Annotated in this window: 21 protein-coding genes; 1 reads left to right on the plus strand and 20 read right to left on the minus strand. The window is 49.4% G+C overall.

What is annotated here, in order from left to right; translation table 11 throughout:
- Positions 1-9: 9 nt before the first annotated feature.
- The 20 genes from cntA to RS891_RS26045 all read right to left on the minus strand — a co-directional run bounded on the left by cntA (position 10) and on the right by RS891_RS26045 (position 23196).
- Positions 10-1599, minus strand: a complete 1590-nt coding sequence (cntA, locus tag RS891_RS25950; RefSeq protein WP_397386971.1) for a staphylopine-dependent metal ABC transporter substrate-binding lipoprotein — start codon at positions 1597-1599, stop codon at positions 10-12.
- 144 nt (positions 1600-1743) lie between these two features.
- Positions 1744-3045, minus strand: a complete 1302-nt coding sequence (locus RS891_RS25955; RefSeq protein WP_315793589.1) for an opine metallophore biosynthesis dehydrogenase — start codon at positions 3043-3045, stop codon at positions 1744-1746.
- Between the two features lie 30 nt (positions 3046-3075).
- Complete coding sequence (locus RS891_RS25960; protein ID WP_315793590.1) at positions 3076-3870, minus strand: nicotianamine synthase family protein; 795 nt, start codon at positions 3868-3870, stop codon at positions 3076-3078.
- A 27-nt stretch (positions 3871-3897) separates the two neighbouring features.
- On the minus strand, positions 3898-4734 hold the full coding sequence (locus RS891_RS25965) for a histidine racemase CntK family protein (RefSeq protein ID WP_315793591.1): 837 nt from the start codon (positions 4732-4734) through the stop codon (positions 3898-3900).
- 579 nt (positions 4735-5313) lie between these two features.
- Positions 5314-6540 (minus strand): amidohydrolase, encoded by a 1227-nt coding sequence (locus tag RS891_RS25970; RefSeq protein WP_397386866.1) that lies wholly within the window; start codon positions 6538-6540, stop codon positions 5314-5316.
- A 101-nt stretch (positions 6541-6641) separates the two neighbouring features.
- Positions 6642-7703 carry an LLM class flavin-dependent oxidoreductase gene (locus tag RS891_RS25975; protein ID WP_315796443.1) on the minus strand — a complete coding sequence of 354 codons (1062 nt, stop codon included), beginning with the start codon at positions 7701-7703 and terminating at the stop codon, positions 6642-6644.
- 70 nt (positions 7704-7773) lie between these two features.
- Positions 7774-8646 (minus strand): LysR family transcriptional regulator, encoded by an 873-nt coding sequence (locus RS891_RS25980; protein WP_063566647.1) that lies wholly within the window; start codon positions 8644-8646, stop codon positions 7774-7776.
- 67 nt (positions 8647-8713) lie between these two features.
- Positions 8714-9262, minus strand: a complete 549-nt coding sequence (ssuE, locus tag RS891_RS25985) for an NADPH-dependent FMN reductase (RefSeq protein WP_315796445.1) — start codon at positions 9260-9262, stop codon at positions 8714-8716.
- Between the two features lie 24 nt (positions 9263-9286).
- Entirely contained in the window at positions 9287-10204 is a 918-nt protein-coding gene (locus RS891_RS25990; protein WP_315793592.1) for an ABC transporter permease, read from the minus strand.
- A 55-nt stretch (positions 10205-10259) separates the two neighbouring features.
- On the minus strand, positions 10260-11192 hold the full coding sequence (locus RS891_RS25995) for an ABC transporter permease (RefSeq protein WP_315793593.1): 933 nt from the start codon (positions 11190-11192) through the stop codon (positions 10260-10262).
- A 42-nt stretch (positions 11193-11234) separates the two neighbouring features.
- Entirely contained in the window at positions 11235-12878 is a 1644-nt protein-coding gene (locus RS891_RS26000; protein ID WP_315793594.1) for an ABC transporter substrate-binding protein, read from the minus strand.
- A gap of 197 nt (positions 12879-13075) precedes the next feature.
- Complete coding sequence (locus RS891_RS26005; RefSeq protein ID WP_064635749.1) at positions 13076-14416, minus strand: LLM class flavin-dependent oxidoreductase; 1341 nt, start codon at positions 14414-14416, stop codon at positions 13076-13078.
- A gap of 308 nt (positions 14417-14724) precedes the next feature.
- The gene (locus RS891_RS26010; RefSeq protein ID WP_315793595.1) at positions 14725-15000 is read right to left on the minus strand and encodes a glutaredoxin family protein; all 276 of its coding nucleotides are present in this window, start codon (positions 14998-15000) and stop codon (positions 14725-14727) included.
- Positions 15001-15200: 200 nt separating this feature from the next.
- The gene (locus RS891_RS26015; RefSeq protein ID WP_315793596.1) at positions 15201-16148 is read right to left on the minus strand and encodes a phosphotransferase family protein; all 948 of its coding nucleotides are present in this window, start codon (positions 16146-16148) and stop codon (positions 15201-15203) included.
- Positions 16149-16365: 217 nt separating this feature from the next.
- On the minus strand, positions 16366-17925 hold the full coding sequence (locus RS891_RS26020; RefSeq protein WP_315793597.1) for a glycosyltransferase family 2 protein: 1560 nt from the start codon (positions 17923-17925) through the stop codon (positions 16366-16368).
- A 64-nt stretch (positions 17926-17989) separates the two neighbouring features.
- On the minus strand, positions 17990-19438 hold the full coding sequence (locus tag RS891_RS26025; protein WP_315793598.1) for a GT-D fold domain-containing protein: 1449 nt from the start codon (positions 19436-19438) through the stop codon (positions 17990-17992).
- A 131-nt stretch (positions 19439-19569) separates the two neighbouring features.
- Positions 19570-20301, minus strand: coding sequence for a sugar phosphate nucleotidyltransferase (locus tag RS891_RS26030; RefSeq protein ID WP_113055958.1), 732 nt, complete (start codon positions 20299-20301; stop codon positions 19570-19572).
- Positions 20298-21071: a glycosyltransferase family 2 protein gene (locus RS891_RS26035; RefSeq protein WP_315793599.1), complete on the minus strand. Its 774-nt coding sequence runs from the start codon at positions 21069-21071 to the stop codon at positions 20298-20300. The genes RS891_RS26030 and RS891_RS26035 overlap by 4 nt, the downstream gene beginning before the upstream one ends.
- Positions 21068-22183 carry a glycosyltransferase family A protein gene (locus RS891_RS26040; RefSeq protein WP_315793600.1) on the minus strand — a complete coding sequence of 372 codons (1116 nt, stop codon included), beginning with the start codon at positions 22181-22183 and terminating at the stop codon, positions 21068-21070. The genes RS891_RS26035 and RS891_RS26040 overlap by 4 nt, the downstream gene beginning before the upstream one ends.
- A 62-nt stretch (positions 22184-22245) precedes the next feature.
- Positions 22246-23196 carry a glycosyltransferase family 2 protein gene (locus RS891_RS26045; RefSeq protein ID WP_258530900.1) on the minus strand — a complete coding sequence of 317 codons (951 nt, stop codon included), beginning with the start codon at positions 23194-23196 and terminating at the stop codon, positions 22246-22248.
- Between the two features lie 749 nt (positions 23197-23945).
- Between RS891_RS26045 and RS891_RS26050 the strand changes: the two genes are divergently transcribed.
- Entirely contained in the window at positions 23946-25511 is a 1566-nt protein-coding gene (locus RS891_RS26050; RefSeq protein WP_113055961.1) for a M4 family metallopeptidase, read from the plus strand.
- Positions 25512-25621 lie beyond the last annotated feature (110 nt).

Consider the following 25621-nt stretch of genomic DNA (forward strand, 5'->3'; position numbering starts at 1 on the left):
ATCCCCGCTCTATTTAAATTTCATTTGCTCAAATGGCAATTCATATTGAGTCTGTTTAAATGAGATTCCGTCCAGATTTTGGGGAGCCACGACAGTAACCCGCCCATTGGTGATCGGAATAAACACTGCTTCATCATGGACCATTTTCATAATGTCGGCGTACAAGGATTGACGGGATTTCTCGTCTGTGGACACCATGACTTCATCAATTTTCTTATATAGTTCATCCGCCTGGGCTATGCCGCTTGTTGTATGTTTATAGGCGGAATCCGAAGTAAACGCAGAGATGGTGCTCTGTGGATCGTACGCCAGTCCCCAGGTTTGATTAAATAGCAGATCATATTCCCCGGTTGCCCTTCTGTTCGCGATCGAACTGGATTCCTCACCGACAATCTCCAGCTGAATGCCCAATCCTTTTAAGGAGTGCTGGATCAATTCCGCCTGTGTTTTTTGCGAAGATGAATTGCTGTCATAATATAGTGTCAGAGCTAATGACTGACCATTCTTCGTTCTTACTGACTTACTACTCGTTAATGTCCAACCTGCCTTTTCCAAAAGCTCCTTTGCAGTTTCGGGATTATACTCCCGCATCTTCAATTCAACATGGGCATAGTTAACGTTCGACGAGAATAAGGTGTCTGCTGCGGTCTGAGTTCCGTTAAAAATGTCATTGCTGATCGTTTCCCGATCAATGGCAACCCATATCGCTTCACGAACAGCCGTTTCGTGGACAGGGTTATCCACTTTGCTGCTATTGGCGACGATCATGTTTGTATTCATGGCTTCACTTCGGACCACTTGAAAATCACCCGAGTCAGCCAATTGATTCATGGCTTCAACATCAATGCTGTCAGCTCCCCGATCATCGGTGAATATAAAGTTGATCTCACCCTTCTGTAATGCCAGTAATGTCGTTTCCCCTGCCGGCAGAACCTTGGACGTGATTTTTTTGATTTCGGGTGCGCCGCCCCAGTATGCTTCATTGGCTTCAAATGTCGCATTCTCATCGATTTTATGACCTGTCAGCTTATACGGCCCTGTGCCGTGATAGCCGCTTACCCCGTCCTTTGTGCCACCATTCGTAAAATCCTTGGGGGATATAAATACATACGGTCTGGTCATGGACAGCTCCACCAGAGCTGGATAATAGGGATCGGAAAGCACCAGTTCAAATGTGTATTCATCCATGACTTTTGTACTTACGATTTTGGTGGACAGCTTAATCCAGGCATGTTTTTCGGCATTCGCCTGAACCGCGTCGATATTTTGTTTGACCGCCTCGGCGTTAAACGGCTCACCATCATGGAATTTCACATCCTGTCGCAAATGGAACGTATACGTTTTCCCGTCTTCGGCAATATCCCAGGATTCTGCCAGTAATGGCTTAATTCCATCGACCGTGTTTTCAACCAAGGATTCGTAAACCATCCCTTGTGCGGGCATGGAACCGGTGTATAAATGAGGATTCATATCATTAATATCCTTCGCGGATGCATAGATGAGTTCAGACTTGACCTCGCTATTCGCTGACTCCGTTGTTGTCCCCCCATCTTGCCCACATCCTGCGAGCATGGTAATGACAGACAATAACAGCAACATTAAACTAACAGCACTACCCTTTTTCACAACATTTCCTCCTGTTAATTAAAAAGATACAAACAAGTAAACCAATGACTTTACACTAGACTACTGCGCGATTAGAACAACCCTCCGCACGCAGTTATCTTCCAGAGTGAGATATAATTAAACCTTGCTATTCGCCAGCCCTGTGCAGATCATCCGAATGTCTTCATGAAAGGTTTGAACGACAAAAGCATCGGATAGACTCTGATTCGGGTGAGTGCGGGACACCTCTTGAATCTTCGCCTCATAGGCGGCAATAAACCTATCAATGGTTGGGCAGCTAACCTGCAAATGTCGCGCAATGCCCTGAATGATTTTGATGCGGTAATAATCCTCCTTGGGCATTCTGGGAATGTCCAACGCTCCGTCCTGATTGACAAACACCTTCCTGAAGGGAACGGCCGAAAAATCAAAATATTTGCCCTCCGGGTTAGGCTCCGAAAAGGGATCAATTAATAACGAGGTGTATCGTATGTATAATAGGTACTCTTGATGAAGGTCCTGCAACTGATTAAAGTTCTCGATATCCTGACGTGACAAACTCTCTAATCGGACCGGATAATTATCATCCGTCATGAATTGAAGCAGATTGACACCCTGGACTCGGAGCCTATCCGTAATTGTCATAATCTCGTTCCACTGTGTCCGCATGTCCCGAATCAAATATTGGGTTACAGGCCCTTCGGGGTAGATTTTATATACATATTTCCGTATGTCTGACGCTCCGAAGATGGCATCCAATGAAAAGTCATTCATGAACAGTGGCGGGTGTACATATAAAGAGATATTTCTCGTTTCCGCCTCGATTGGAGAAGACATAACTTCCAGCGCAATGCCCAATTGCTCGAACATCCTGTACAGTCTGTCCACATACTCAGAAGGAGTTGAAGTAGAACCGATATAGACCTTTTTCTTGACACCTGTTGTAATGACATGGTTGGACGGTTGGTCAGTCATCCATCGGGTATCCCCCAAATAAGTAGAGAAGCTGACCACTTCCGTATCCGCATGCAGCTGCCTCATATAATGGCTTACCAGCAGGTTGGAGCCAAAGGTTGGAGAAACCAAAATAATGTATTTTACTTGTTTGATGAAGTTATTCTTCATTTGCTTCAATACATCGACATAAGCATCCGTTGTCACAGCGAAGATGAGCGTATCCCATTCGCCTTCAATGGTCTCGTATCCCTTAAACACTTGATCGACGAAGCATTCACCTGCCAACGGTCGATGCTTTTCATTTTGAATGCTTGCTCCAATGAATCCGTTACTTTGCCGAACTGCTTCATAAAAAAATTCTGAGCGCACCGATTCTCTTCCCGCTATGCCTACGGTGCAATTGAATTGCTTTTTGAGCGATACTGCCAGCTGAATGGATGCAGGGCCTGTTCCAAGCAACAGCACTCGTTGAAATCCGCTCATATGTACCTCTCTTTCCCAAGCTCAAGTGAGCTATGCTTTTTGGTATAATGCAATATCGAACACATCATCCGGACGCAGAATATTGTCGACCATTTTCCACTTGCTGCTGTCGGTTTCTCTCAGTGGATAGTTAAACAATGACTTTAACTGGTTACCGTACCTCATCGCCACCACCACATGATCATTCGTCAATGCGTGCAATTGATCGAGCAGATCATATTTATTGGCAACCGTGGAACTGAAAATGATATGTGTTGCTTTCCTCGTAAAAGCAAGGTCCTGCACCAATGTTTGCTCCAAATGGATGTTCAAGCCCGCACCCAGCTTCTCCACAACCTGCTGCCCGAGTGTAATAGCTTCTGCATCAATATCGATGCCAACCACCTCTGCCCCTGTTCGCTTGGCAATAAACAAAGGTGTCATGGGAAATGACCCGGAGCCTACCAGCAGAACTTTGGAGCCCGAGGTGACATGAAAGCTGCCAAACTCTTTTTCAATACATTCTTCTATATTTCTGAAATAATCCGCGATTTCCACATCTCCGTCTTGCAGCTTCAATGCGCGATATTTCTCCATGACCGCCACACACCGTGCAGATTTGTCTCGCAGATCAAGGACAAGCTGGTGCAAGCTGCCTGATTCCTCTTGATCAAGCTGTTCCCAAATTCGTTCATTTTGCTTGTCTGTTATAAACGCGGAATAGTCATTAATTAAAGCCTCCAGCTCTGAGCTGTGCTGAACCGTATGATCATATCTGCCTGCCAGCTCATCAAATTTCCCGGAAAATTCACTCAAGCATGTTTGAAAATCAATCAATGTCTCCATTCCTTTTCCTCCTCTAACTCGTCATGGTCATGCATCTATAAATGCCTTGCCCTGGGCCACGATTCCAACCGATCCTTCGATCGTAATTCGTTCAAGTTCTGCTCCATTCCACTCAGCCATCACTTTAATCGCACCACCAGGCTGCTTGATATGCTGAACGATTTCCTTTTGCCTGCTCCATGCCAGATAGGCTCCCACCGAGGCTGTACCTGAACCGCACCCCCTTTCCCAGATCAGACTATCTAGCTGTGGGACAAATATGAGCGGTGCCAGCTCCTCCGATTGGGAGTTGTATAATAAAATGCCAATCAGCTTATCTCCCAAGGTTAAGCCTAATAATTGCGCTAGCGCTTGTGCCCTCTTTCTAATCGTTTCATCAAACGCTTCCACTTCGACGACGATATGGATGAACTCCCGATACCGCACGATCACCATATCCATGTCTGTTCCCTCGTACTTGATCGTTCGCTGTTCAATCTGCTGAGGGACCGGCATCGTGACTTGGCAAAAATATTCATTCTGCTGCTGCTTCTTCACCTGACACCTGATTAATCGATCTGTCCCGGAAACTTCCAAGATGATTTCTGTGAAATCGGTGGATTTCAACTCGTTCTCGGACGCGATATACGCAGCCAAGGCCATGCAAGCATTCCCGCAGAACTCTCCACCGGCCATTTCCAAATGGGCAGCCGCCTCCGGTTTATCCGATCCGCCAATAAACCCCACTTGTTCAGCGTATACGTTGTCATAGGACATAATTTGGCCAGCGATGTGTGAATATGTCTCAGCTGGATGATTCGTCTTCACCAGAACCGTCATATTTTGCGTGGGATTAAACTTGATAAAATCAATCTCCTGTTTCATCGCAGCCGCTACTCCTATTCTTGATATGAAATTAAGTTGAGCTAACTTAGCTATAACTTTAATAGTAATAATTACGATTAACGATCGAGAAAAATATAGCATATCCCACTTGGGAGCGTCAACAAATATTTCCATATCATAAAAGGAGCGTTACGACTGTCCTTTTATGTACAAACAGAAACAGAGTTGACGCATTTGCGTCACCCCTATTTAGCTCAACGTTTTCAGTTTAGAGATACATCAGCGACGATTAAAAGGCATAACGGATGCCAGCAATGCTTTTGCATATTCATTGGTTGTATCCGAGAGGCAATTCCGCTCAAGCTCTTCTACGATCTTCCCCGATACAGAAAAAGTACCCGATCACACAGATTCGCCACGGCCTGAAGATCATGTGCAGCAAAGAGATAGTCATGTTCATTTCATGCTGAAGAGAACGAAGCAGTTCCAGAATCTGAGCCTGAACGGAAACAGCAAAAAACGGCCACCTGATTGAGGTCACCGTTTTATGCGTTCATTCGCAATTTTATTAGCATATTATCTTATTAATTATCCACGTATCCACGTCACTGTTATCGGTTATTCGCCGTTGGACTGCAACTTTTGCAGTGACTGTTCAGCCAGCGCTGCCAGAAGATGTGCCCCAAGCGGCAGCGCCCGTTCGTCCACATCGAATGCAGGATGATGCCATTCGTGCGGCCCTGACGTTCCGAGGAAGAGAAACAGACCCGGTACCTCCTTTTGGTAAAAGGAAAAATCTTCGCCAGCCGGGGAAGGTATCGGTCGGATACTGTTCAACCCCATCTCACTCGCGACCTGCTCCGCGACAGCAGCCAATGACGCATCATTGACCACGGCAGGTGGTCCCTGAATCCACCGCACGGTAGCCCGTGTCCCGTAGGCTGCTGCTACTCCAGCAACCACCTGGTTGAAACGCTCACGAATCCGGGCACGTACCTTCTCGTCAAAGGTACGCACGGTACCGTCCAAAATGGCTTCTTCGGGAATGACGTTCCAAGCGGTGCCGCTGTTAATTTTGGTCACACTGATTACGGCGCTCTCCTGTGCTCCTACATTACGACTCACGATGGCCTGTAATGCAGTCACGATATGAGATGCAACCACAATTGGGTCAATGCCCGCTTCCGGCACTGCCGCATGGGTTCCGACACCCTCCACTTTAACCACAAAACCATCTGCCGCTGCGAGCAGCGCTCCTTCACGGATACCTACCGTACCGACCTGCAGATCCGGTTTGTTATGCAAACCAAAAATAGACTGAACTTCGGACAACGCTCCGCTCTGAATAACCTGCCGTGCTCCCGTCGCCTTCTCCTCCGAAGGCTGGAAAATCAAACGAACCTTGCCCGGCAGCCGGGATTCACGCTGTTTCAACAATCGTGCAGCACCGATCAGAATGGCGGTGTGTGCATCATGACCGCAAGCATGCATCCGGCCAGCGATTTGCGAGGCATACTCCAGCTTCGTTTCTTCCTGGATCGGCAGCGCATCAATATCTGCGCGTAATGCCACTACCGGGCCATCACCCAGCCCAATTTCAGCGATAAGGCCCGTTCGCAGTGAATATTCTTCTGCAATCCGTACCCCTTCATCCACCAGCCAGCCTCGAATAGCTTCTGTCGTTTCCCGTTCCTCTCCGGATAGCTCGGGGTTACGATGCAAATGTCGCCGAATCGCGGTTAAGTGCTCTGCGAATTCTTCATCCTGCCCAACGCAAAGTTCATGCTTGCGGCTCTGTTCTTCTTGCTCTGCCTGTTGCTCAGGTTGTTTCAGATCACTGCTCACGATATTGCCTCCTTTTATCATCGTATGTGCCATGTTAGATGGGTTAATATAATACACGGGTCATTTCACTTCAACAGATATGCTCTATATCATGTATATGCCTAACCGATCACCGCTTGCGCAGGTGTCGACTCATTCGCAAATTCACCCAATCCCTGTTCATCCAGCGCCTCCCGCAATAATTCAAATGAACGAATGCGCTTGGCAAAATCACGTGTGGCTGTAGTAACTATCAGTTCATCCACGGCAAAATCCTGCTGGAACTTCGCCACAGCCGAACCAACCGTTTCCTTCGTACCTCTCGTCACACTCGGCTCCAGAATTTCAATTCGATACTTCTCGTTTGACTGCCGTCCGAATTCTTCCGCCTGCTCAACGGAACCAACCGTCAATACCTTGCCATTCTCCAGATGGATCTTGACCAGCATATGTTCACTTGCCAGTCCTTCGGCTTCTTCCGCACTCTCCGCCACAATCAATGATATGGCGAGGATGGCATATGGCTCCCGTCCATGTGAACGGTCAAACTGTTCCCGGTAAATACGCAAAGCCTCCAGAGCAACCTCCGTGTTGCTATTAATAAACAATGAAAATACATAAGGCAGTCCCAGTTCTGCTGCCATGCCTGCGCTATCGATACTTGCCCCAAGCACGTAGAGCTCAGCCGGGATTTCGGATACCGGTGCAGCGCTCAAACCGGCCAAAGGATGTGTTTCATCTTCATGCGGTTCATTATGGATGAACTGCTTCACCTGATTGATTTTCTCCTTCAGTGAAGCGGCCTCCTGAATACCTTGCTGTAGTGCCTGTGTGGATCGGGGCAATCCCCCTGGAGCACGTCCAATCCCCAGATCGATTCTACCTGGACCAAGTGCAGAGAGCACATTGAAATTCTCGGCCACTTTGTAGGGACTATAATGTTGCAGCATCACCCCGCCAGAACCGAGACGAATCCGCTCCGTATGCGCCAGCAAGTGGGAAATGAGTACCTCGGGTGAGGAGCCGGCAACATGACCTGAGTCATGATGTTCCGATACCCAGAAACGATGAAATCCAAGCTGTTCAGCCCGCTGCACCAATTCAATCGTATGCCGAAAAGCATCAATCGGCGTCTCCCCTTCATAGATCGGGGTTTGATCCAATATGCCAACACGAATACCCATCATATTCTCCTCCTTCGATCTTGCCGAACCTGACTGAATGAATCCTTCCTTGCTTCCTTAATGACTCTCTCTATAGCTGCCGCAGCAGTTCCCCGAAAGGCTCTGCAAAAGGCGAATGTTCTTCTTTTAACGTAACGACGCTGATCTGCAACGATACACCTGCAACTTCATGTACCTGAATGGGGAACAGTTCCTGATCTTGCACTTCCTTTTGCACGGTCAGACCTGGGAGAAACGCAATACCTGCTCCTTGCTTCACCAGCTTCTTCGCCGTTTCCGAATTATCAACGTGATATGTAATATCCGGCGGGTGTTCCAGCGAGTCAAAGGCCCGGTGAATGCGCAGCCAGTCCAGTGAACCACATTCAAAAAAGACCAGCTGCTCATTCCTGATCGCCTCCATGCTGACATGCCCGCGTTCAATAAATGGATGGCCTTTGTACACGTATAGCTGAATTGGATCTTCATAAAAAGCAACCGTACGGATTGCAGGATGCATGACCTTCCGCACAAAAGCAAGATCGATTTCCTGACCCAGCAGCTTGGCGACGAGTTGGTCCGTCGTCGCTGTAGTCAGTTTGATGTTCACCTCAGGGTAAGCTTCCTTGATTTTGGGCAGAAAGTCGGGAATGACATAGTTGGATACGGATACCGTACTGCCGAGTCGGAGTGCATCGGGCGTCGTACGGCGTTGCTGTATCTTCTGTCTGCCCTTCTGAATTACTTGCAGTACCTGCTGGGCGTAGGGAAGGAACTTTCTCCCCTCTTCCGTGAGCACAATCTGTTTGCCAAGACGGTCAAACAATTTGCAGCCGAGTTCACGTTCAAGGGACTGAATACGAGCGGTGACAGAAGGTTGGGACAAAAAGAGTACCTCGGCAGCCTTATTGAAGCTTCCGTAATGATTGATGTATACAAATGCTTCAATGTTCTCAATATTCATAAGCGCCCCCCGAATCCACGTCCGCAGACGTTATCTATATCCATTTATCCAATTAATTTACTTGGTTTTATGATATCGTAATCCCATTCTTTTCCAGAGTCAATATCAATTCTTCCAGGGAACGATCCAATCGTGTAGTGATATCTGCCGAAAGTACAAATTTACCGTCATCGAGCCGATCAATTCCCTGATCAACTGCGTATACTCCGCCGAGAATATTTCTGCCTCCAAGTGCTGCCAGCACAGGCTTCAATGCATAATCAATGGCGAGCAGATGGGCAATCGAGCCGCCGATGACTAATGGAAGAGCCAGCTTGCCCCGCAGTCCTTCCTGTGGAATCAGATCCAGGAACAGCTTCAGCACGCCAGAGTATGATGCTTTGTATACCGGTGTTGCCACGATGACTGCATCCGCGGCTTCAACAACTGCGAGCGCATCCCGAATGAATGAGCTATCGAACCTGGCCTGCACCAGATCTTCCGCTGGCAGGTCGACGACATGAATCACCTCAACGGTAATGCCTGCCTCTTTTAATTTATTACTGCTGTAATCCGTAAGGCCTGTTAGACGCGAACGTTTGGAAGGCGATCCGGCAATAATAACGACATGTGACATCATGATTCCTCCTTGGAATAGCGGTCAAGCCGCTCCATTTACTTTGGGGTCCAACCGATCGCGAATATCGTCTCCAATCAGATTAACCGCCAATACAAACATGGTAATTGCGAGTCCCGGGAAGGTACAGATCCACCAGGCAACCGTCAGATAACCTCTCCCTTGCGAGAGCAACGCTCCCCAGTCCGGAATTTCCTTCAACACGCCAAGTCCGAGAAAGCTGAGACCCGAGCCTGTCAGAATGGAGGTACCTACGCCAAGCGTCGCCATAACCAGCAATGGTGACACTGAATGAGGCAGTACATGCTTCCAGAAAATACGGGCATTCGAGCCCCCAAGTGAACGTGTAGCTGTAATAAAAGGCAAACCTTTAACAGACATGACCTGCCCACGCATCACCCGTGCATATCCCGGAATGGAAGATACCGCAACAGCCAGTGCAATGTTAAGCAGTCCAGGCCCCAACGCTGCCGCGACGGATAATGCCAGCAACACGCCTGGAACAGCCATCAGAATATCGACGGCCCGCATGGTGATTGTATCCAGAATACCTCCTGCATAGCCGGCAATAATGCCAAGAGCACTGCCCACAAGACCACCCACCAGCACCGAAGCAAATCCAATCAGCAATGAGTCTCTGCTGCCATGCACAACCACACTGAAAATATCCCTGCCAAAATAATCGGTCCCAAACAGGTGCGCAGCAGTGGGAGCCTGCAGGATGGCATCCGTCATCATCTGAGTTGGATCATAGGGAGCAATCCATCCCGGCACGATTGCACAAGTGACGGTAAACACCACGACCAGCAAAGCTGCATAAAAGAATAAACGGGATACCGCGAATGAGACGCGGTGACGCAGGGGACGGCGACTCCACAGGCGTAAACGCCCTGTTCTGGCGGCCCAACCTTTTTTGTCACCCACCAATGGTTTCATGCTCATAAGACTCCTCCTTCCTCACGACGCGTTCAGATGTTTCAGACGGTTCCATCCGTTCTCATGTTCGGACTGCACGCCTAACTCTGGGATCAATGTACGCATAAGAGATATCCACCAGTAAATTCAACACGACATAGATCATTGCTGTGAAAAAGACTACGCCCTGCACAACAGGCAGGTCTTTGGCCATCAATGCATCCGCGATGATTCTGCCGATGCCTTGTCTGGAGAAGACTGTCTCCACCATGACGGTTCCAGCAAGCAAATCACCAATCAACATGCCGATGACCGTCACCGCAGGAATCAGTGCATTACGCAGCGCATGACCGTACATGATGGTCCGTTGTGAAAGACCTTTTGCTCGTAATGCCACGATAAAAGGTTCGTTCACCACTTCCAGCATGCTGTTGCGCACCATACGTACGATGAAACCCGCACCGACGAGGCCCAGTGTTGCAGCAGGAAGCACCAATGAACTGAATCCGTCCGAGCCCATCGCCGGAAACCAGCCGAGCTGGACCGAGAACAGCAGGATCAGCAGGATGCCGGTCCAGAAGGTTGGCATAGAGATACCAAACAATCCAACGAGCCGGGCGATAAAATCAATTACGCCATTACGATGAATGGCAGACAGTACGCCGAGTGTAATGCCAATGGTTATCGCTATGATTGAGCTGAGCGCGGTCAGCGCCAGTGTGGCAGGGAAATGTTCCAATATTTTGGGCAGCACCGGGTCGGAATTAATCATGGATTTGCCGAAATCCCCACGCAGCATGTCTCCGAAATAGTTGGCAAACTGGATGTAAAACGGCTGATCCAGACCGAGCTGAACCCGCAAGTTCTGAATCATCTCGGGTGTTGCCGATGACGGGTCCAGCATAAGCAGGACCGGATCACCCGGCAGCAGATACATGATGCAGTACACCAACACCGAAGCTCCCAAAATAACCAGAAGCGATGTAGCAAGTCTTGTCAGTATCGTTTGAACCATACCGGGTCGTCTCCTTCCTGTCTGCATACTTGGCGGTACGTTTTATGGCTGAATCCGAACATCATTGAACAACGGATAGCCGAGTGAATCAAACTTGATACCCTGCACCGACTTGGATGCAGCCACCGTATAAGGGAACACATAGATCGGTAGAATGACAGCCTGCTCGATCAGATATTGCTGAATCTGATTATAGATATCCACACGTTTATCCGGATCAGTCTCCACCGCTCCCTGTTCGAGCAGTTTATCGATCTTCGGATCAGATAAACCGGATAAGGTCGGACGTTCACCTTCTGCACTCGTATGATAGAAGGCATAGAGAGCATTCGGATCAGAATTGACCTGGCTGTTGCCATAGAGATCATAATCCCAGTTCTGATAGATGACAGTTGCAACGTCCTTCGTAATTTCAACCTCGACAGCGATACCCACCTGCTTGAGCTGCTGCTGAATAATCGCTGCAATGTCGTTACGCTTCTCCCGGTTCGGCGAACCGTCCACATAATGCAGGGTCAGCTTCTTGCCATCTTTTACACGAATGCCATCTGCTCCCTTGATCCAACCTTGCTCATCAAGCAGCTGATTGGCCTTGTTGATATCCGGATTGATACTTCCTTCCAAGGAAGCATTATAACCGAGGATTCCCGGAGACAGAGCAGACCAAGCTCGTTCGTAGTTGCCCAGATACAGTGTCTTCACGATGGATTCCACATCAACTGCGGATTGCACCGCCTGTCTGACTTTCACATCATCCCAAGGCGCTTTGCGCAGATTGAAGAAGAGGGTATACGGCAAACCAACGGTATTGGCCTGCAGCAATTGCTGGTTCGGATCGTTCTTCAGGGCAGCAATATTTTGCGGCGGAACGGTCTCGGCGGCGAGTACCTGCTTACTCTGTACACTGCCGATGCGTGTTGCTTCTTCCGGTACAATTTTGAACGTAATCGTATCAATATGAGGGGCGCCTTCGTTTTCAACGGTTGCGGGAGCCCAGCTGTAATCCTTGTTTTTGGCGACAACGATATCCGCATTCTCATCCCATTTCACGAAGGTATACGGACCGGTTCCCACAGGGTTTTTACCCAATTGATCTCCATACTTTTTGGCGGCTGCAGGTGATACGATTCCCAGCAGGGCCTGACTCAAATTTCCAAGAAAAGCTTGCGAAGGCTGTTCCAGATTCACCTTGATGGTGTATTCATCAATGACCTCCGAGGAGCTATACGGTCTAATCAGGGCAAGGGAATTGGCGGCTTTGGTGGCCGGATCGATCACCCGATCCAGATTGAACTTCACGGCTTCCGCGTTAAATGGTGTACCGTCATGGAACTTCACATCTTCACGCAGCTTGAATGTATAACTTTTGCCATCCTCTGATACACTCCACTCCTTGGCGAGCCAAGGTTTAATGGAACCATCCGGCAGCTGTACCACCAGATTGTCATAGATCGTTCGAATCGCACGTACGGTTACGGCAAGGCCACTTCGATGCGGGTCCAGCGTATCCGGCGATGTGGCGAGTGCGTAGGTCAGATTCCCACCTTCTGTTTGCCCAGCCGACTGCTCCCCACCGGAAGCCTGAACTGCACTGTTCGAGTTACCTGCCGCTCCGCAACCGGATAATACCAGCACCAATACTGCCGCCAATGCCATATATTTCATCCATGAGATAGACCTGTTCATATAGCTTCCCCCTCTGTGTATACAGGTGTCATTGATTCATTGAATTAATGATTTAATGAATTATAGATTTTAATCAACATAACCTATCCGTTAACTCGGTTTTATAGCATCATTCAACCCTTACGCATATGCAATCCGAATAGTTCACCCGGATCCCTCATTCCTAGACTGCTGCCGAATTTCAACTCTCCAGTTTCTTAAGCCTCGGTTCCAACTTGCTCCCGGGCAGCCGTGTAACGATTCACGGGAATTTGCACACCGAGATTGCCACGCAATGTGTCATGCTCGTATTCGGTGCGATAAATGCCGCGCTCTTGCAGAATCGGAACAACCAGTTCCACGAAATCAGCCAATCCACTTGGCAGTTCGGAATGAATAATGAATCCATCCGCTGCTTCGGCTTCGAACCATTCCTGGATCTTGTCAGCCACCTGCTCCGGTGTGCCAAGGAATTTGCTCTTCGGTGTTGCTGCCCGCAGGGCTACTTCACGCAGCGTCAATCCTTGCTCCTTGGCATCCCGCTTGATTTTGTCCGTACCGCTGCGGAAGCTGTTGCTGCCAATGCCATTCAATTCAGGGAATGGTTCATCCAGCGGATATTGGGAGAAGTCATGATGCTCGAAGAAACGTCCAAGGTAATCCAGCGCTTTATCGATCGTGACCAGGCTGGCGATCTCCTGATATTTCTGTTCTGCTTCCTCTTCTGTCCGTCCAATGATTGGATTGATTCCTGGCAAAATGACGATATCTTGTGTGGAACGTCCATAGGTTGTTGCGCGGGTTTTGACATCTTTGTAGAAGGCCTGTGCATCCTCAATAGAATCATGCCCTGTAAAAACAGCATCCGCTTCTTTGGCAGCAAGAGTCTTGCCATCTTCTGAAGAACCTGCCTGGAAAATAACCGGCTGCCCCTGCTTTGAACGTGCAATGTTAAGTGGACCCTGTACGGAGAAGAACTCTCCCTCATGATTGAGTGTGTGCAGTTTGGATGGATCGAAGAAAACGCCGCTTTCTTTGTCTCTAACAAAGGCATCGTCTTCCCATGAGTCCCAGAGGCCCTTAGTCACCTGCAAATATTCGGTTGCAATCCGGTAACGTTCCGGGTGGGTAGGATGGTTACTTTTACTGTAGTTTTTGGCTGAACCTTCAAGCGGGGATGTAACCACATTCCAACCAGCACGGCCATTACTAATCAGATCAAGGGAACCGAACTGTCTGGCAACTGTGAATGGATCACTATAGGAGGTGGAAAGTGTTCCAACCAGACCAATCCGCGACGTAATGGCGGCCAGGGCGGACAACAAGCTGATTGGCTCAAATCGATTCAAGAAGTGAGGTATGGATTTCTCGGTAATATAAAGACCATCAGCGATAAAAACGAGATCGAATTTCCCTTCTTCTGCCTTCAACGTTTGGCGTTTGTAAAATTCAAAATTCACACTGGCATCGGATTGAATCTCCGGGTGTCTCCAAGTCGTCATACTGCCTCCGACACCGTGGACAATCGCTCCAAATTTCAAACTGCGCTGAGCCGTCATAACCATTCCGCCTTCCTTGGATTAGGATATATCAAGAATTTTCTAAAGTCCGATCTGATACGGATTACGAATGAAGAAAAATCACAAAGTTAACTATTCCTATGAGTTTGGTCAGCTTTAATTTCACAAATCTTATCACTGCCCCGCACATCGGTCAACAGCATTACTTATAGAACTTTTCTATATAAGGATTGGACATCTGAATAAGAGGATGGATTATGGCTTATAAAAATCCCCGACTGCTGCACACTGATATGACAGCCTTTAGCAGCCGGAAACTGCTTTATCAAGAGATCCGCCACATCCGGTCAGACTGCTGCTTCATCGGGCTGGGCGAGAAGTTCCGCCAGTTTCTCCAAATCAGGCTCCAGCAAAGCTTCATACTTGCCGTCTCCACCCACCTCAATGACAGGTACATGTCGAATGCCATATTTGGCTTCAAGCACGTCCCTCAGCACATCGTTGCCTTGCACTTCGATGTTCTCAAAAGGCTGGTTGCGGGCCGTTAGGAATGCCTTGACCTCCCCGCAGAAATGACAGCCTGTTTTGCTCCAGAGCACTACTTTTTTCGATGTAGCAGACATCGGCATACCTCCTGATTGATTCATTGTCAGATCAGGATGGATCACCACCCAGACCATTAATTCCTATCTGTTAAATAAGAATTATGGCTATAAATGTACTCCTCACCTCTTCAAGCGTCAATGGATCTGCCAATAGAATAAACCTATAAGAGGATAGAAAGATTATATTTAAAATTTGAAAAGAGCTCTTTAAGAGCTCTCTAATTCCTGAACCTATCACTAACCATGTTAAAGACCTGTTTGGCAGAACCGGCATAATGGTTAACCTGGTCCGGCCGTTTATCCATAGCCCATCGGAGGGTATCAAAGGCTTTTAACAGCAATAGATGCCTGGTCAGACCCAGTTCCTCCATACTCATTCCGTATCCTTCCAAGAACGCTTTCAATTGTTCCGTATCAGGGCCTTCACCACGGAGATGACACCCCATCAGATGGATGACATCTCCATGTGGCACGACAGTAACTTCCGCACTCCCCCAATCCAGTAGTATCAACTGACCTGTCGGATGAACTATCGTATTTTTTAATGAGATATCACCATGACATAAACCGAATCGGAACTTTTCATCTTGCAACTGCTCGAACCATTGTCGTACAATCTTCGATTCCCTCTTCTTGATTACGCCCAACTCAAGCAGCGGATCCCGCTCTGTCAAACTATCGATGTTATACTGCACATATCCTTTCCAGCTGCCATCTGATCCTGGATGAGGTGGAGAATGAAATGTACCCTGAATGGGATCAATCAGCTCCTCGCCAAAACCGGTCACTTGAATGGAATGTATACGTCTCGCATATTCACCGAGCTTCCTCCAGATGTCAGTCGGGGCTACTTTACTATCCAATCCGTTATCCCCCTCGACAAACGTTTGAATCATATATGCCAATTCATCCTTAACCCCAACGGACAATGTATATGGCCCAGGGATACCCGCTGCTGCTGCCTGCTCAATACACCATTTTTCTTTGATAAAGGTGGGATAATGAACCTTGTTGTTCATGCGGACCACGACTTTATGACGTTCCGTCTCAACCAGGCAAACCTGATTCACAAAACCTTTTCCGATAATCGGGTATGAGGATCTCACTTGTTCCTGAAAAAACTCACCAGCAATAGTTTGGGCTTGTACTGCCATGGTGTCTTTCATCGTGCATTCCCCCTGTCTCGGTATACTTCAATATGCTTTGCAAAGATTGAATGGGCTTAGTGTAAAAGTAATTCACCAATCTTTCAATCGTTACATCTCATGATTCGTGGTATATGTAAAGTTCGGATGCGGAAAGATGCGTAGCGTTACGATACGCTGTACATCATATTCCGCATCATGCTGTCGTGCCGATATACAAGGCAGCCGAACCCGGTCATTACAAATCTTCGTTCAAGAGCTGGGGAGGAGCAATAATGGGCCAGTCTTCTTCGATCGTACGCAATTGGTTCGCAGATACATGAACGACATGCCCGGATTGCACTCCCCACCGTTCCGCAGCATAAAGGGTTGCAAACCTCCTGCGTTTACTGCCACTGATCTGGTACCATATATCCCGCTCATTCGTCGCGGCAATAATCATGCCTTCCTCCAGTGCATCGCGGTTGCTCTGAACAGGTTGAGCATGAACATGACTTCTTTCCAGGGGCCAGCCTTGTACCTCACCCGCAGATATCAATGGCTCACCTTCAGGTGCCCCGAGCAGATCCGGTTTCGCAACCAGAACGGGAGAAATACCTCGTGGAACGGGGATGTTCAGCTTGCGTCGCTGCCCACGTATCAGTCGATAAACATCGCCCTTGATATCAGAGATGTAACAGCCCTCCGGGTAAAAGTCCGTGCTGCGTCTCAGCTTATGGGTTACATCGCTGCTGCCCTTGGTGGAAATGCGCTGTCGCAGATCAGGGGAATCCGACGTGCCCTGGGGTATCTTGTTCTCCTGCTGACTTGTCGACACCTTGGCGCGCAGCGAGAGCCGGGAAGTATCAGCAACCAGCGCATGGGGATCTCCCCATTTTTGTGTATAAAATTGCTCGTTATCCTTATTCACGACTTCATAATCCTGTTCTCCCAGCTTCTTCATGCTTACACTTCCGTAGTGATGTATGAATGCATCGCCGGCTACCCCCAGCCTGTATCCCGCCAGTTTCGCCCGGATGATCCAGTCATCATCTTCAAAATTGCCCACGGCGTAACCTTCATCAAGATAACCTACCCGCTCCAACAATTCCCGTGAGAAAAGCCAGCAAAATCCAACCAGTCTTTCGGTCTCCCGATGTTTCGTGGCATCCGGGCGATTATGTCGGGCAGCAAAAGACCACATATCCTCCACTTCCCTGTATGGGACTTCAATCTGCTGATCTCCGCCAATGTAATTCGTAACCGGACCCACAACTCCCATCTCGGGATGACTGTCAAGACAGGTCATCATGTTTTCCAGCCAGCCCGGGGTGACCAGTGTATCGTTATTCAGCACGACGATATGTCTCCCCTTCGCCATCATCAGTCCATGATTGACACCACCGGCAAAACCACGATTCTTATCCAGCGCAGCGACCCTTACCATTCCACCTTTACGAAGCATGGCTGCCGCGGTGCCATCCTTGGATGCGTTATCCACAACAATAATTTCAAAGGGGGCCGGTGTATGCTTTTCAATACTGGACACACATTGAAGGACATATTCGCGCTGGTTGTATGTCGGAATAATAATGCTTACGCCTTCGAATACCAGTCCGAATGAGCTCTCCCCCTGTCGAACGCCCTCATCATAGCCTCTATGGTATCCCTGCTTATACAGTTTTGCGTTCTTGGCTGCCCGTTTACCTGAGGCTTGGCGTTTATTCTTCCCTCCACTCCTGCTTCGAGCTGCATGTAAAACAACGGTATCGGATGACGATGCTTTCCGCTGTTTTGAACGTCTGTCTGATGTGCTCATGTTGCTTCCTCCATTTCCCCTCATCCACATGCGCGTTACGATGAACGTCGCACCAGATCGTCCATTAGAGATGAAGCTCTCCTGTAACCAATTTGTCAGCCAAATGTCCAAAATCTATGGCAACCCGCCCCAGCTCACCAGCGATTCGGCGGCACAGAATGACGGCCGGAATTCCCGCTGCTACCAGAGCGATATCGAACGAATGCTCCGCAGTCTGCTGCATCACTCTCGGGATATCCGCTACCCCCTCCACTGTTCCTATGATGCCTGTCACTTGTATCCCGCGACCGTTCAACAAGGCCCCGAGCTCTGCAGCTTGGCTTCCAATCAGCAGCACCCGGCGCCCCTGTACCACAGGCAGCAACAGACCGGAATGATGCAGGCTGTAGTTAATCGTGGAACTGGTCAGATTCAGACGGGACCAGTCAATTCCAAAATGCCGTAATACTGGAAATAACAGTCCCTGAAAAGTAGGCGCACGCGAGATGGGGACACCGACCCAATCGGCGCCTCGAATGGCTTCCGCGAGCGCAGCGCGGATGTCCGGGGTGGAGCGTGGCACCCCTGCATAAGGCAGAAACGGTGCCAGCCCCTGCACTTGCTCGCCTGGCAGCACCGTATCGGCTGCCAGGGTCAACAGTTCGCCATCTCCGAGGCGAACGACAGACAGGGGGCGCTGCGCATCCAGCGCCCCCTGGATGTGGCCAGCCATCTCATGAGGGCTGGCCAGCCGGGTAAGCGTGGGCGCATATTGGCGGAATCCCGCCTCGATCAGATCTGCCGCCGCCACGGTAGGCAGAATATGATCAGGCGGGATGTGCTGCGCCACCAGCGCCTCCCCGCCCGCGAACACGCCGTCGCGGAAGCCCTCGGCGTAGCCGCTCTCGGGCGCTGCTGCCGGCTGCGCAGGCGCCAGTGCCCTTGCGCTGCCAGCATGCGCGGCAGCGCTTTCCCGCCCCGCGTGAGCGACACCACCGCGTCGGTGTGTCGCTTGCGGCGGGGCGGGGCCAGCACCGCTGGCAGGCAGCGCCTGTGGCGTGCTGCCTTGCGGTGCTGGCCCAGGCGCACGCTGCGCAGCCGTGCGCTGTTTGCCGCGGGCGCCTGCGGTCCGCCCGCCCCGCGGCGCGGCAAGCGCGCGGCGGGCAGCTGCGCGCTTGCCCGCTTTGGCTCGCGCCCCTTTACGGCCACGGCTCACGCCTGCACGCTCGCCAGCTTTCAAGCGGGTGCCTGCGCTGCCCCGCCCTTCGCCTGTTTTCACGCCCGTTTTGGTTCGTGCTCCTGCGCTCCCACCACGTCTTGCACCAGTGCGCCCGCTGGCTTTGCCTTTCGGTTCTGCAAGAAGCTTGCGCTCTATTCCTGCGAGTTCCAAACTTCCCTGCTTCGTACCGTTGTTTCCCCATTCATGATTCGAACTTGCTTTGGGCTGCACTCCTACAGATACGTACAAGGAACCGGCATGACTGCCCAGTGTCTTATTCCTCCTACCCAAGTCGCTGCGTTTTGCTACTCTCACGGCATTCCCTCCCTTGGCATGCACTAGGAGTGCCCCCGCTGCACAAAGCGCCGGAGCTTTCTTCCGGCTCCGGCGCAGGTTGTTCTGCTCTCATGGGACCTCTCACAGCGGCAGCATCAGGCACATATATTTTAGGGTAGTTGACCCTTCATGCGGATGGCTGCTTCCTGAAGCGATTGGAACGTCCCGGCATCACTCCAATATTTTTGCAAAATATCGTATTCCAGTCCTCCAGCTGCTGCATAATGATTGTTCACGTCCGTAATTTCGAGTTCGCCGCGTGCAGAAGGTGCAATGTTTTGAATAAGGTTAAATACATGGTCATCATACATATATATGCCAGTAACACAATAAGAGGTCTTGGGATCACTCGGTTTTTCCTCAATGTATGCAATTCGTTCCGGATGCTTTGGATCAAACACCGGCACCCCATACCGCCGTGCATCGTCCACTTCTTTGAGCAATACACGAGCTGTGCCCGCGGGCTGCTGCAAATACCGATCCACATAAGGCTTCAAATCGTCGCTAAACAGATTGTCACCCAGCAGCACAACAAATTTCTCTCCAGGAAGGATAAACGATGTCGCCAGATCCAATGCTTCAGCAATCCCGCCTGCCTTTTCCTGAATCCGATACGTCAGCTTGACGCCATGATCTGCTCCACCACCCAAATACTCCGTGTATAACCCAGCGGAATGTTTGTTGATCACTATCAATATCTCTTCAATGCCTGCCTGGCGGAGTCTGTCGATGCCATACATAATCATCGGATGCTTGCCGACTGGAATCAGATGCTTGTTAATCAGCCGGGTCAGAGGATACAGTCGTGTTCCTGTTCCGCCAGCAAGAATTACACCTTTCATTCCACTATCCCTCCTTCATCGGATGTCTCAATATATTTAAGGGGATCGACATGCCATTTGTTGATAAAAATGGATCGATTGCGCTCAAGCAACTGTTTCCATGCTACAGGATCGGTCTTCAGGAAACTCGCGCTGCCGCGATGATGTACCAGGACATCTCCGCATACCAGCAAACGATAGCCTTTCTGGCAGGCCCTGTAGCAATAATCGTCATCTTCATAGTGTCCCGGCGAATAGACTTCGTCAAGCACACCAATGTCCTCCATCACACTTCGCCGTATGAGCATGCATAAGCCGACAATCCGTCTGACTTCCTTCCACCTGGAAGAATCGACAATATTGTTGGCAGCAGCGAGTTCCTGAAAATGTGCCATGTCCCGGAACTCAAGCTCCACCTGCTGGATACCACTTGCGTAGTTGGTCACCGGACCTGTAATACCAATGTTTGCTTCACTGTAGAGGGCTGCCCTCAGATTTTCGAGCCAGCGGGTAGTAACCGTAACATCATTATTCAATAGCAACAGCTCATCACCACAGGCTGCACGGAGCCCCGCATTGCAAGCCGCCGGAAACCCCCGATTGTCCGGTAACCGGACAAAACGAATTCGTTCCCAGGCACAATACGCTGCTGTTCCATCAACCGAGCCATTATCCACAACGATGATTTCATATGGTGTATGAGGATCGGTATATTTTCGAATGGCTTCGATACATGGTTTCAGCAGATCCAGCCCGTTGTACGTTGGAATAATAATACTCGTCAGTGTCATCTGGCGTTCCTCCTGTAGGCTACTTCTGCACGGGAAATGGATCGAGCTTGTGACATATTGTCGCCCATGTCCAGCCAGGTTGCAATCGCCTCCAGATGATCGCCAATGATCAATTGAGCGACTTCGTTGCCGCTGCCCGTATTAGTTGAGCGCAGACGATTGGAACGAATGACATCCACCTGACTGGGCGCAGTCACTTTTAATCCGTGCTGAATGGCCAGACTTTGCGCCTTGGGAGGAACTGCCAGCGCCTCCGGTTTTACGATCTGGATCATGTTACGCGAGAGGGCATGGGGTACGGCCGTCAACGAATTGGAACCCAGATCAGAACGATTAAGCACGCGGTTGAGATATGCCTTGATGCGGCTCACTTCATCCTGGCGGGCAAATGGAGGCAAAAGGGATGAAAGATTGTTCAGCGCAACATCATCTCCACGGTCGACCGCATACAGAAACGGGGCGAGTTGCTCTGCCGGGACGACCATATCCCCATCCACAAAGAGAAGGGTCTCTGCCTCCGTCATTTTGGCCCCCAAGGCGCGGCCTACATCATGTCCTGCTCGATCAGGTTCATAGACGAGTGTGATACCAGGCTGTTCAAGCACCTGTGCTAAACTGTTGTCCGTTGTTCCATTCAATACCACAACGATATCCGTCAGCGGTAAACGTTTCAGTTGTACAAGTACTTGCCCCAGCGTAAGTTCCTCATTGCATGCACAGACGACTGCAGCCGCAGGTTTATTTAGGGCAATTGGAATGATATTCAATGAACGCCCTGCAGCATGAGTATAACCCTGCATAAATGCTTTCCCTGCGTGCATTGCAGCAGAATATCCCCTTAGCTCCGCTGAGATAGTAGCCTCATGCTCCTGCCATGCTGAACGTGCATGTTGTTCAATCGATTGCTCACTTTCCAATGCCTTGCATCCTGCCCGTTGCCCTGCGCGGAACGCTTCTTGTAATATAGAGCTGTTCGTAGTCGACCTGCTCGCGGTCGAACTCTTTAACGGCGATTTTGTCGGGTTCTTCCTGCCTATGGTTCTGGTTCTGTTCCTTCTTGTTCGTCTGCCTGCTATCCGTTGCCGACGATCGCGCCCTGAACGCTCCTTCATTTCCTCACCTCCAGCATGCTGCATCTTTTGACGAGGTTTCTTTCTTGTTTTAGGCAACATGCTCACCTCGTCAGGCTACGAACACGCTGCAGATCAGAATATCCTCCGCGTGGACCAAGCGTATCGGTTATCCACCTGATCGCTGTCAGATGATCATTCCATACCACTTGACTGAGCGGGTCAGGTCCGCTTCGTTTCTTGACTCGAACTGCGTTCATTTTGCCTACAGGTACATGATGAACGGCACGCACCTTCAACCCGCTGGTAACCGCCTTTGCATGTGCCAACGGTGGAATCTCCAGTGTGTCCGCACCAATCACTTCAAGTGCCCTGCGACTTAAGGCATGCGGAATGGCTGTCATGGAAGCTCCTTGCAGATCAGGTCTGGCTAGCATGCTGTTTAGCGCATGTTTGGCCTCTACCACAGGGTGAACAGGGATACGCGCCACCGGCCCGTTATAATCATTAAGGGCCACATCCGTTCCATCCAAAATTGCTCGCACATAAGGCGCAAGATGTTCTGCCGGAATTGGAATGTCTGCATCCGTGAACAACAGCACCCTGCCACGAGCTGCCTCTGCACCGATTCTTCTTCCTCCATCATGTCCCAAAGCTTCGGCATAACGAAGAACCTTTGCCCCCGCTCTTTTTGCCGCTGCTGCCGTTCCATCCGTTGAACCATTCACAATAACAAGCACTTCAGCATCACGGCATATCCGCAGTGCCCGACGGACGACTGCACCAATGGTTCGCTCTTCATTCATGGCAGGTATAATGACCGAAAGCAGTGGTTTATGCGAGTCCGCTGAACCTTGTGCAAGTGTCTCTCTCATCGCATGCTCAGCTCCGAATGCTGGCAATTCCGTTTGCTCCACGGGTGGAATCACGTACTTGTAGGCCTTTGTACCCTTTTTGTAGGCAGATTTCAAACGACGCTTCTTTAAATGCGCTTTTCTTTGTGCCAGCTTCGATTTAGCTGCATAAAAAGCTGTATTGCCGCGTTTTTGCAACACAGTCACCTCCCAGGTGTACATCATCGTCATGCAAAGGGAGTACACGTTATTCTATGTATTCATGGAGCAGTGGAAACGGCGTATGTCCTTGAATTAAGCAGGTTCTGTCTGCTAGCAGGCTCAATCAAACCATTAATATAGACATGATTCGTCAAAAAATGTGAAATATGCTACAGCTCCCCTACTTCAGACACAATTTTAAAAAAATTTAAAATTGCATCTTTTCCAAAGTTTTACATTGTGATAATATACGTTGCAAGCAGGACATTGACAAAAAAATCCTAACGAGGAACAAATGTTCCCTATAGTTCTTTTTTTATTTCTGTTAATTGACCTTAGGTTAATTATGCATACAAGGAGGCTGTTTTTGCTCTGTTGCATGTACCTTGAGAGGAGTGATGCCGTTCAATATGTAATTCAGGCTTTATTATGTGAACCCGGAACGAACACCCCGGCTCCGTAAGAACATCTTCTGCTTCGCAAGTGGACAAGACCCCAGGCTTCTGAAAGAGGAAGCACAATAAACGATTAAGCCTCATGGCTGAACCGAATAAACGGTATTCCTTTGACACGCCCTACCACAGGCATACAGGCTCTGCCGACTTTGTTCTTTATCGTTTCTTGTCATATTCCACGTTTCAGATTCAGCCCCACACTCCGCGCTGCCCAAGTTGCAGACGGAACTCCAACCGAGATTGGCATAATCATGTGTTTTCCAAAAAATCATATTGAGAATGGGAGAGTTTACTATGAAATTTTCTAAAGTTATGCCAACAATTCTTGGAGGAGCTCTTTTGCTCGCTTCCGTATCTTCTGCTGCTGCAGCTCCATTGTCTGATCAGTCCATTCCATTGCAGGCCCCTTATGCCTCTGAGGAGGGTATCTCGTTGAACAGCGGCTCTGACGAAACGATCTTCAATTTCCTTGGACAACAGGAACAATTCCTGAATTCCGACGTGAAATCCCAACTCAAAATTATTAAAAGAACTACAGACACCTCTGGTGTACGACACTTCCGCCTGAAACAGTACATTAAAGGAATTCCAGTGTACGGTGCCGAGCAAACGATCCACTTAGACAAAACTGGCCAGGTTTCATCCGCACTTGGTGATCTCCCACCAGTTGAAGAACAAGCTATCCCTAATGACGGTGTCGCTGAAATCAGCGCAGAAGATGCGATCAAGATTGCATCGGAAGAAGCCACTTCCCGCGTTGGAGAGCTTGGCGAACCTCAGAAAACCCCTGAAGCGGAACTGAACATTTACCATAATGAGGAAGATGACCAAACCTACCTTGTTTACATTACCGAAGTCAATGTGCTGGACCCCGCCCCACTACGTACCAAATATTTCGTAAATGCCGTTGACGGCAGTATCGTTTCTCAATATGACATCATCAACTTCGCAACAGGCACAGGTACAGGTGTACTTGGTGATACCAAGACCCTTACAACTACCCAATCCGGCAGTACCTTCCAACTGAAAGATACCACTCGCGGAAAAGGGATTGAAACCTACACCGCAAGCAATCGCTCCACCATTCCTGGTACTCTCCTGACGGATTCCGATAATGTATGGACTGATCGTGCCGGAGTAGATGCCCATGCCTATGCTGCTGCCACGTATGATTTCTACAAAAACAAATTCAACCGTAACGGTCTGGATGGTAACGGCTTGCTGATTAAATCCACGGTACATTACGGCTCCAATTACAATAACGCGTTCTGGAACGGGGTACAGATTGTATTTGGTGACGGAGATGGTACAACCTTTACTTCCCTGTCCGGTGATCTGGACGTCGTTGGTCATGAATTGACTCACGGAGTCATTGAGAACACGGCCAATCTGGAGTATCGCAATGAGCCGGGCGCATTGAACGAAGCCTTCGCAGATATCTTCGGCAATACCATCCAAAGCAAAAACTGGTTGATAGGTGATGACATTTACACACCTAACATTGCAGGCGATGCACTGCGCTCCCTATCCAACCCTACATTGTATGGACAACCTGACAAATACGCTGACCGTTATACTGGAACAGCTGACAATGGAGGCGTTCATACCAACAGCGGTATCATTAACAAAGCCTACTATCTTGCTGCTCAAGGCGGCACACATAATGGCGTGACTGTAACAGGAATCGGGCGTGATAAAGCCATTCAGATTTTCTACAGCACACTTGTGAACTATCTGACGCCTACATCCAAATTTGCTGCTGCCAAAACAGCGACAATCCAAGCCGCTAAAGATCTGTACGGAGCAACTTCTGCTGAAGCTACTGCAATTACCAAAGCTTATCAAGCCGTAGGACTGTAAGAATCATTCGTTGTTGAACTCATATTCAATCGTTCAGGCACCCCTCATCGTCCGAACGGATCAAGCTTATATATGAAAAAAAGCGGTGTCCCGGACATATCCGGGAACCG

The organism is Paenibacillus sp. BIC5C1 (assembly GCF_032399705.1).
GTDB classification, from domain to species: Bacteria; Bacillota; Bacilli; order Paenibacillales; family Paenibacillaceae; genus Paenibacillus; species Paenibacillus taichungensis_A.

Coding starts and splice junctions, on each gene's coding strand:
- cntA (WP_397386971.1), bottom strand. CDS start 1,599: ATGTTGCTGTTATTGTCTGTCATTACCATGCTCGCAGGATGTGGGCAA.
- RS891_RS25955 (WP_315793589.1), bottom strand. CDS start 3,045: ATGAGCGGATTTCAACGAGTGCTGTTGCTTGGAACAGGCCCTGCATCC.
- RS891_RS25960 (WP_315793590.1), bottom strand. CDS start 3,870: ATGGAGACATTGATTGATTTTCAAACATGCTTGAGTGAATTTTCCGGG.
- RS891_RS25965 (WP_315793591.1), bottom strand. CDS start 4,734: ATGAAACAGGAGATTGATTTTATCAAGTTTAATCCCACGCAAAATATG.
- RS891_RS25975 (WP_315796443.1), bottom strand. CDS start 7,703: ATGGGTATTCGTGTTGGCATATTGGATCAAACCCCGATCTATGAAGGG.
- RS891_RS25980 (WP_063566647.1), bottom strand. CDS start 8,646: ATGAATATTGAGAACATTGAAGCATTTGTATACATCAATCATTACGGA.
- ssuE (WP_315796445.1), bottom strand. CDS start 9,262: ATGTCACATGTCGTTATTATTGCCGGATCGCCTTCCAAACGTTCGCGT.
- RS891_RS25990 (WP_315793592.1), bottom strand. CDS start 10,204: ATGAGCATGAAACCATTGGTGGGTGACAAAAAAGGTTGGGCCGCCAGA.
- RS891_RS25995 (WP_315793593.1), bottom strand. CDS start 11,192: ATGGTTCAAACGATACTGACAAGACTTGCTACATCGCTTCTGGTTATT.
- RS891_RS26000 (WP_315793594.1), bottom strand. CDS start 12,878: ATGAACAGGTCTATCTCATGGATGAAATATATGGCATTGGCGGCAGTA.
- RS891_RS26005 (WP_064635749.1), bottom strand. CDS start 14,416: ATGACGGCTCAGCGCAGTTTGAAATTTGGAGCGATTGTCCACGGTGTC.
- RS891_RS26010 (WP_315793595.1), bottom strand. CDS start 15,000: ATGTCTGCTACATCGAAAAAAGTAGTGCTCTGGAGCAAAACAGGCTGT.
- RS891_RS26015 (WP_315793596.1), bottom strand. CDS start 16,148: ATGAAAGACACCATGGCAGTACAAGCCCAAACTATTGCTGGTGAGTTT.
- RS891_RS26020 (WP_315793597.1), bottom strand. CDS start 17,925: ATGAGCACATCAGACAGACGTTCAAAACAGCGGAAAGCATCGTCATCC.
- RS891_RS26030 (WP_113055958.1), bottom strand. CDS start 20,301: ATGAAAGGTGTAATTCTTGCTGGCGGAACAGGAACACGACTGTATCCT.
- RS891_RS26035 (WP_315793599.1), bottom strand. CDS start 21,071: ATGACACTGACGAGTATTATTATTCCAACGTACAACGGGCTGGATCTG.
- RS891_RS26040 (WP_315793600.1), bottom strand. CDS start 22,183: ATGAAGGAGCGTTCAGGGCGCGATCGTCGGCAACGGATAGCAGGCAGA.
- RS891_RS26050 (WP_113055961.1), top strand. CDS start 23,946: ATGAAATTTTCTAAAGTTATGCCAACAATTCTTGGAGGAGCTCTTTTG.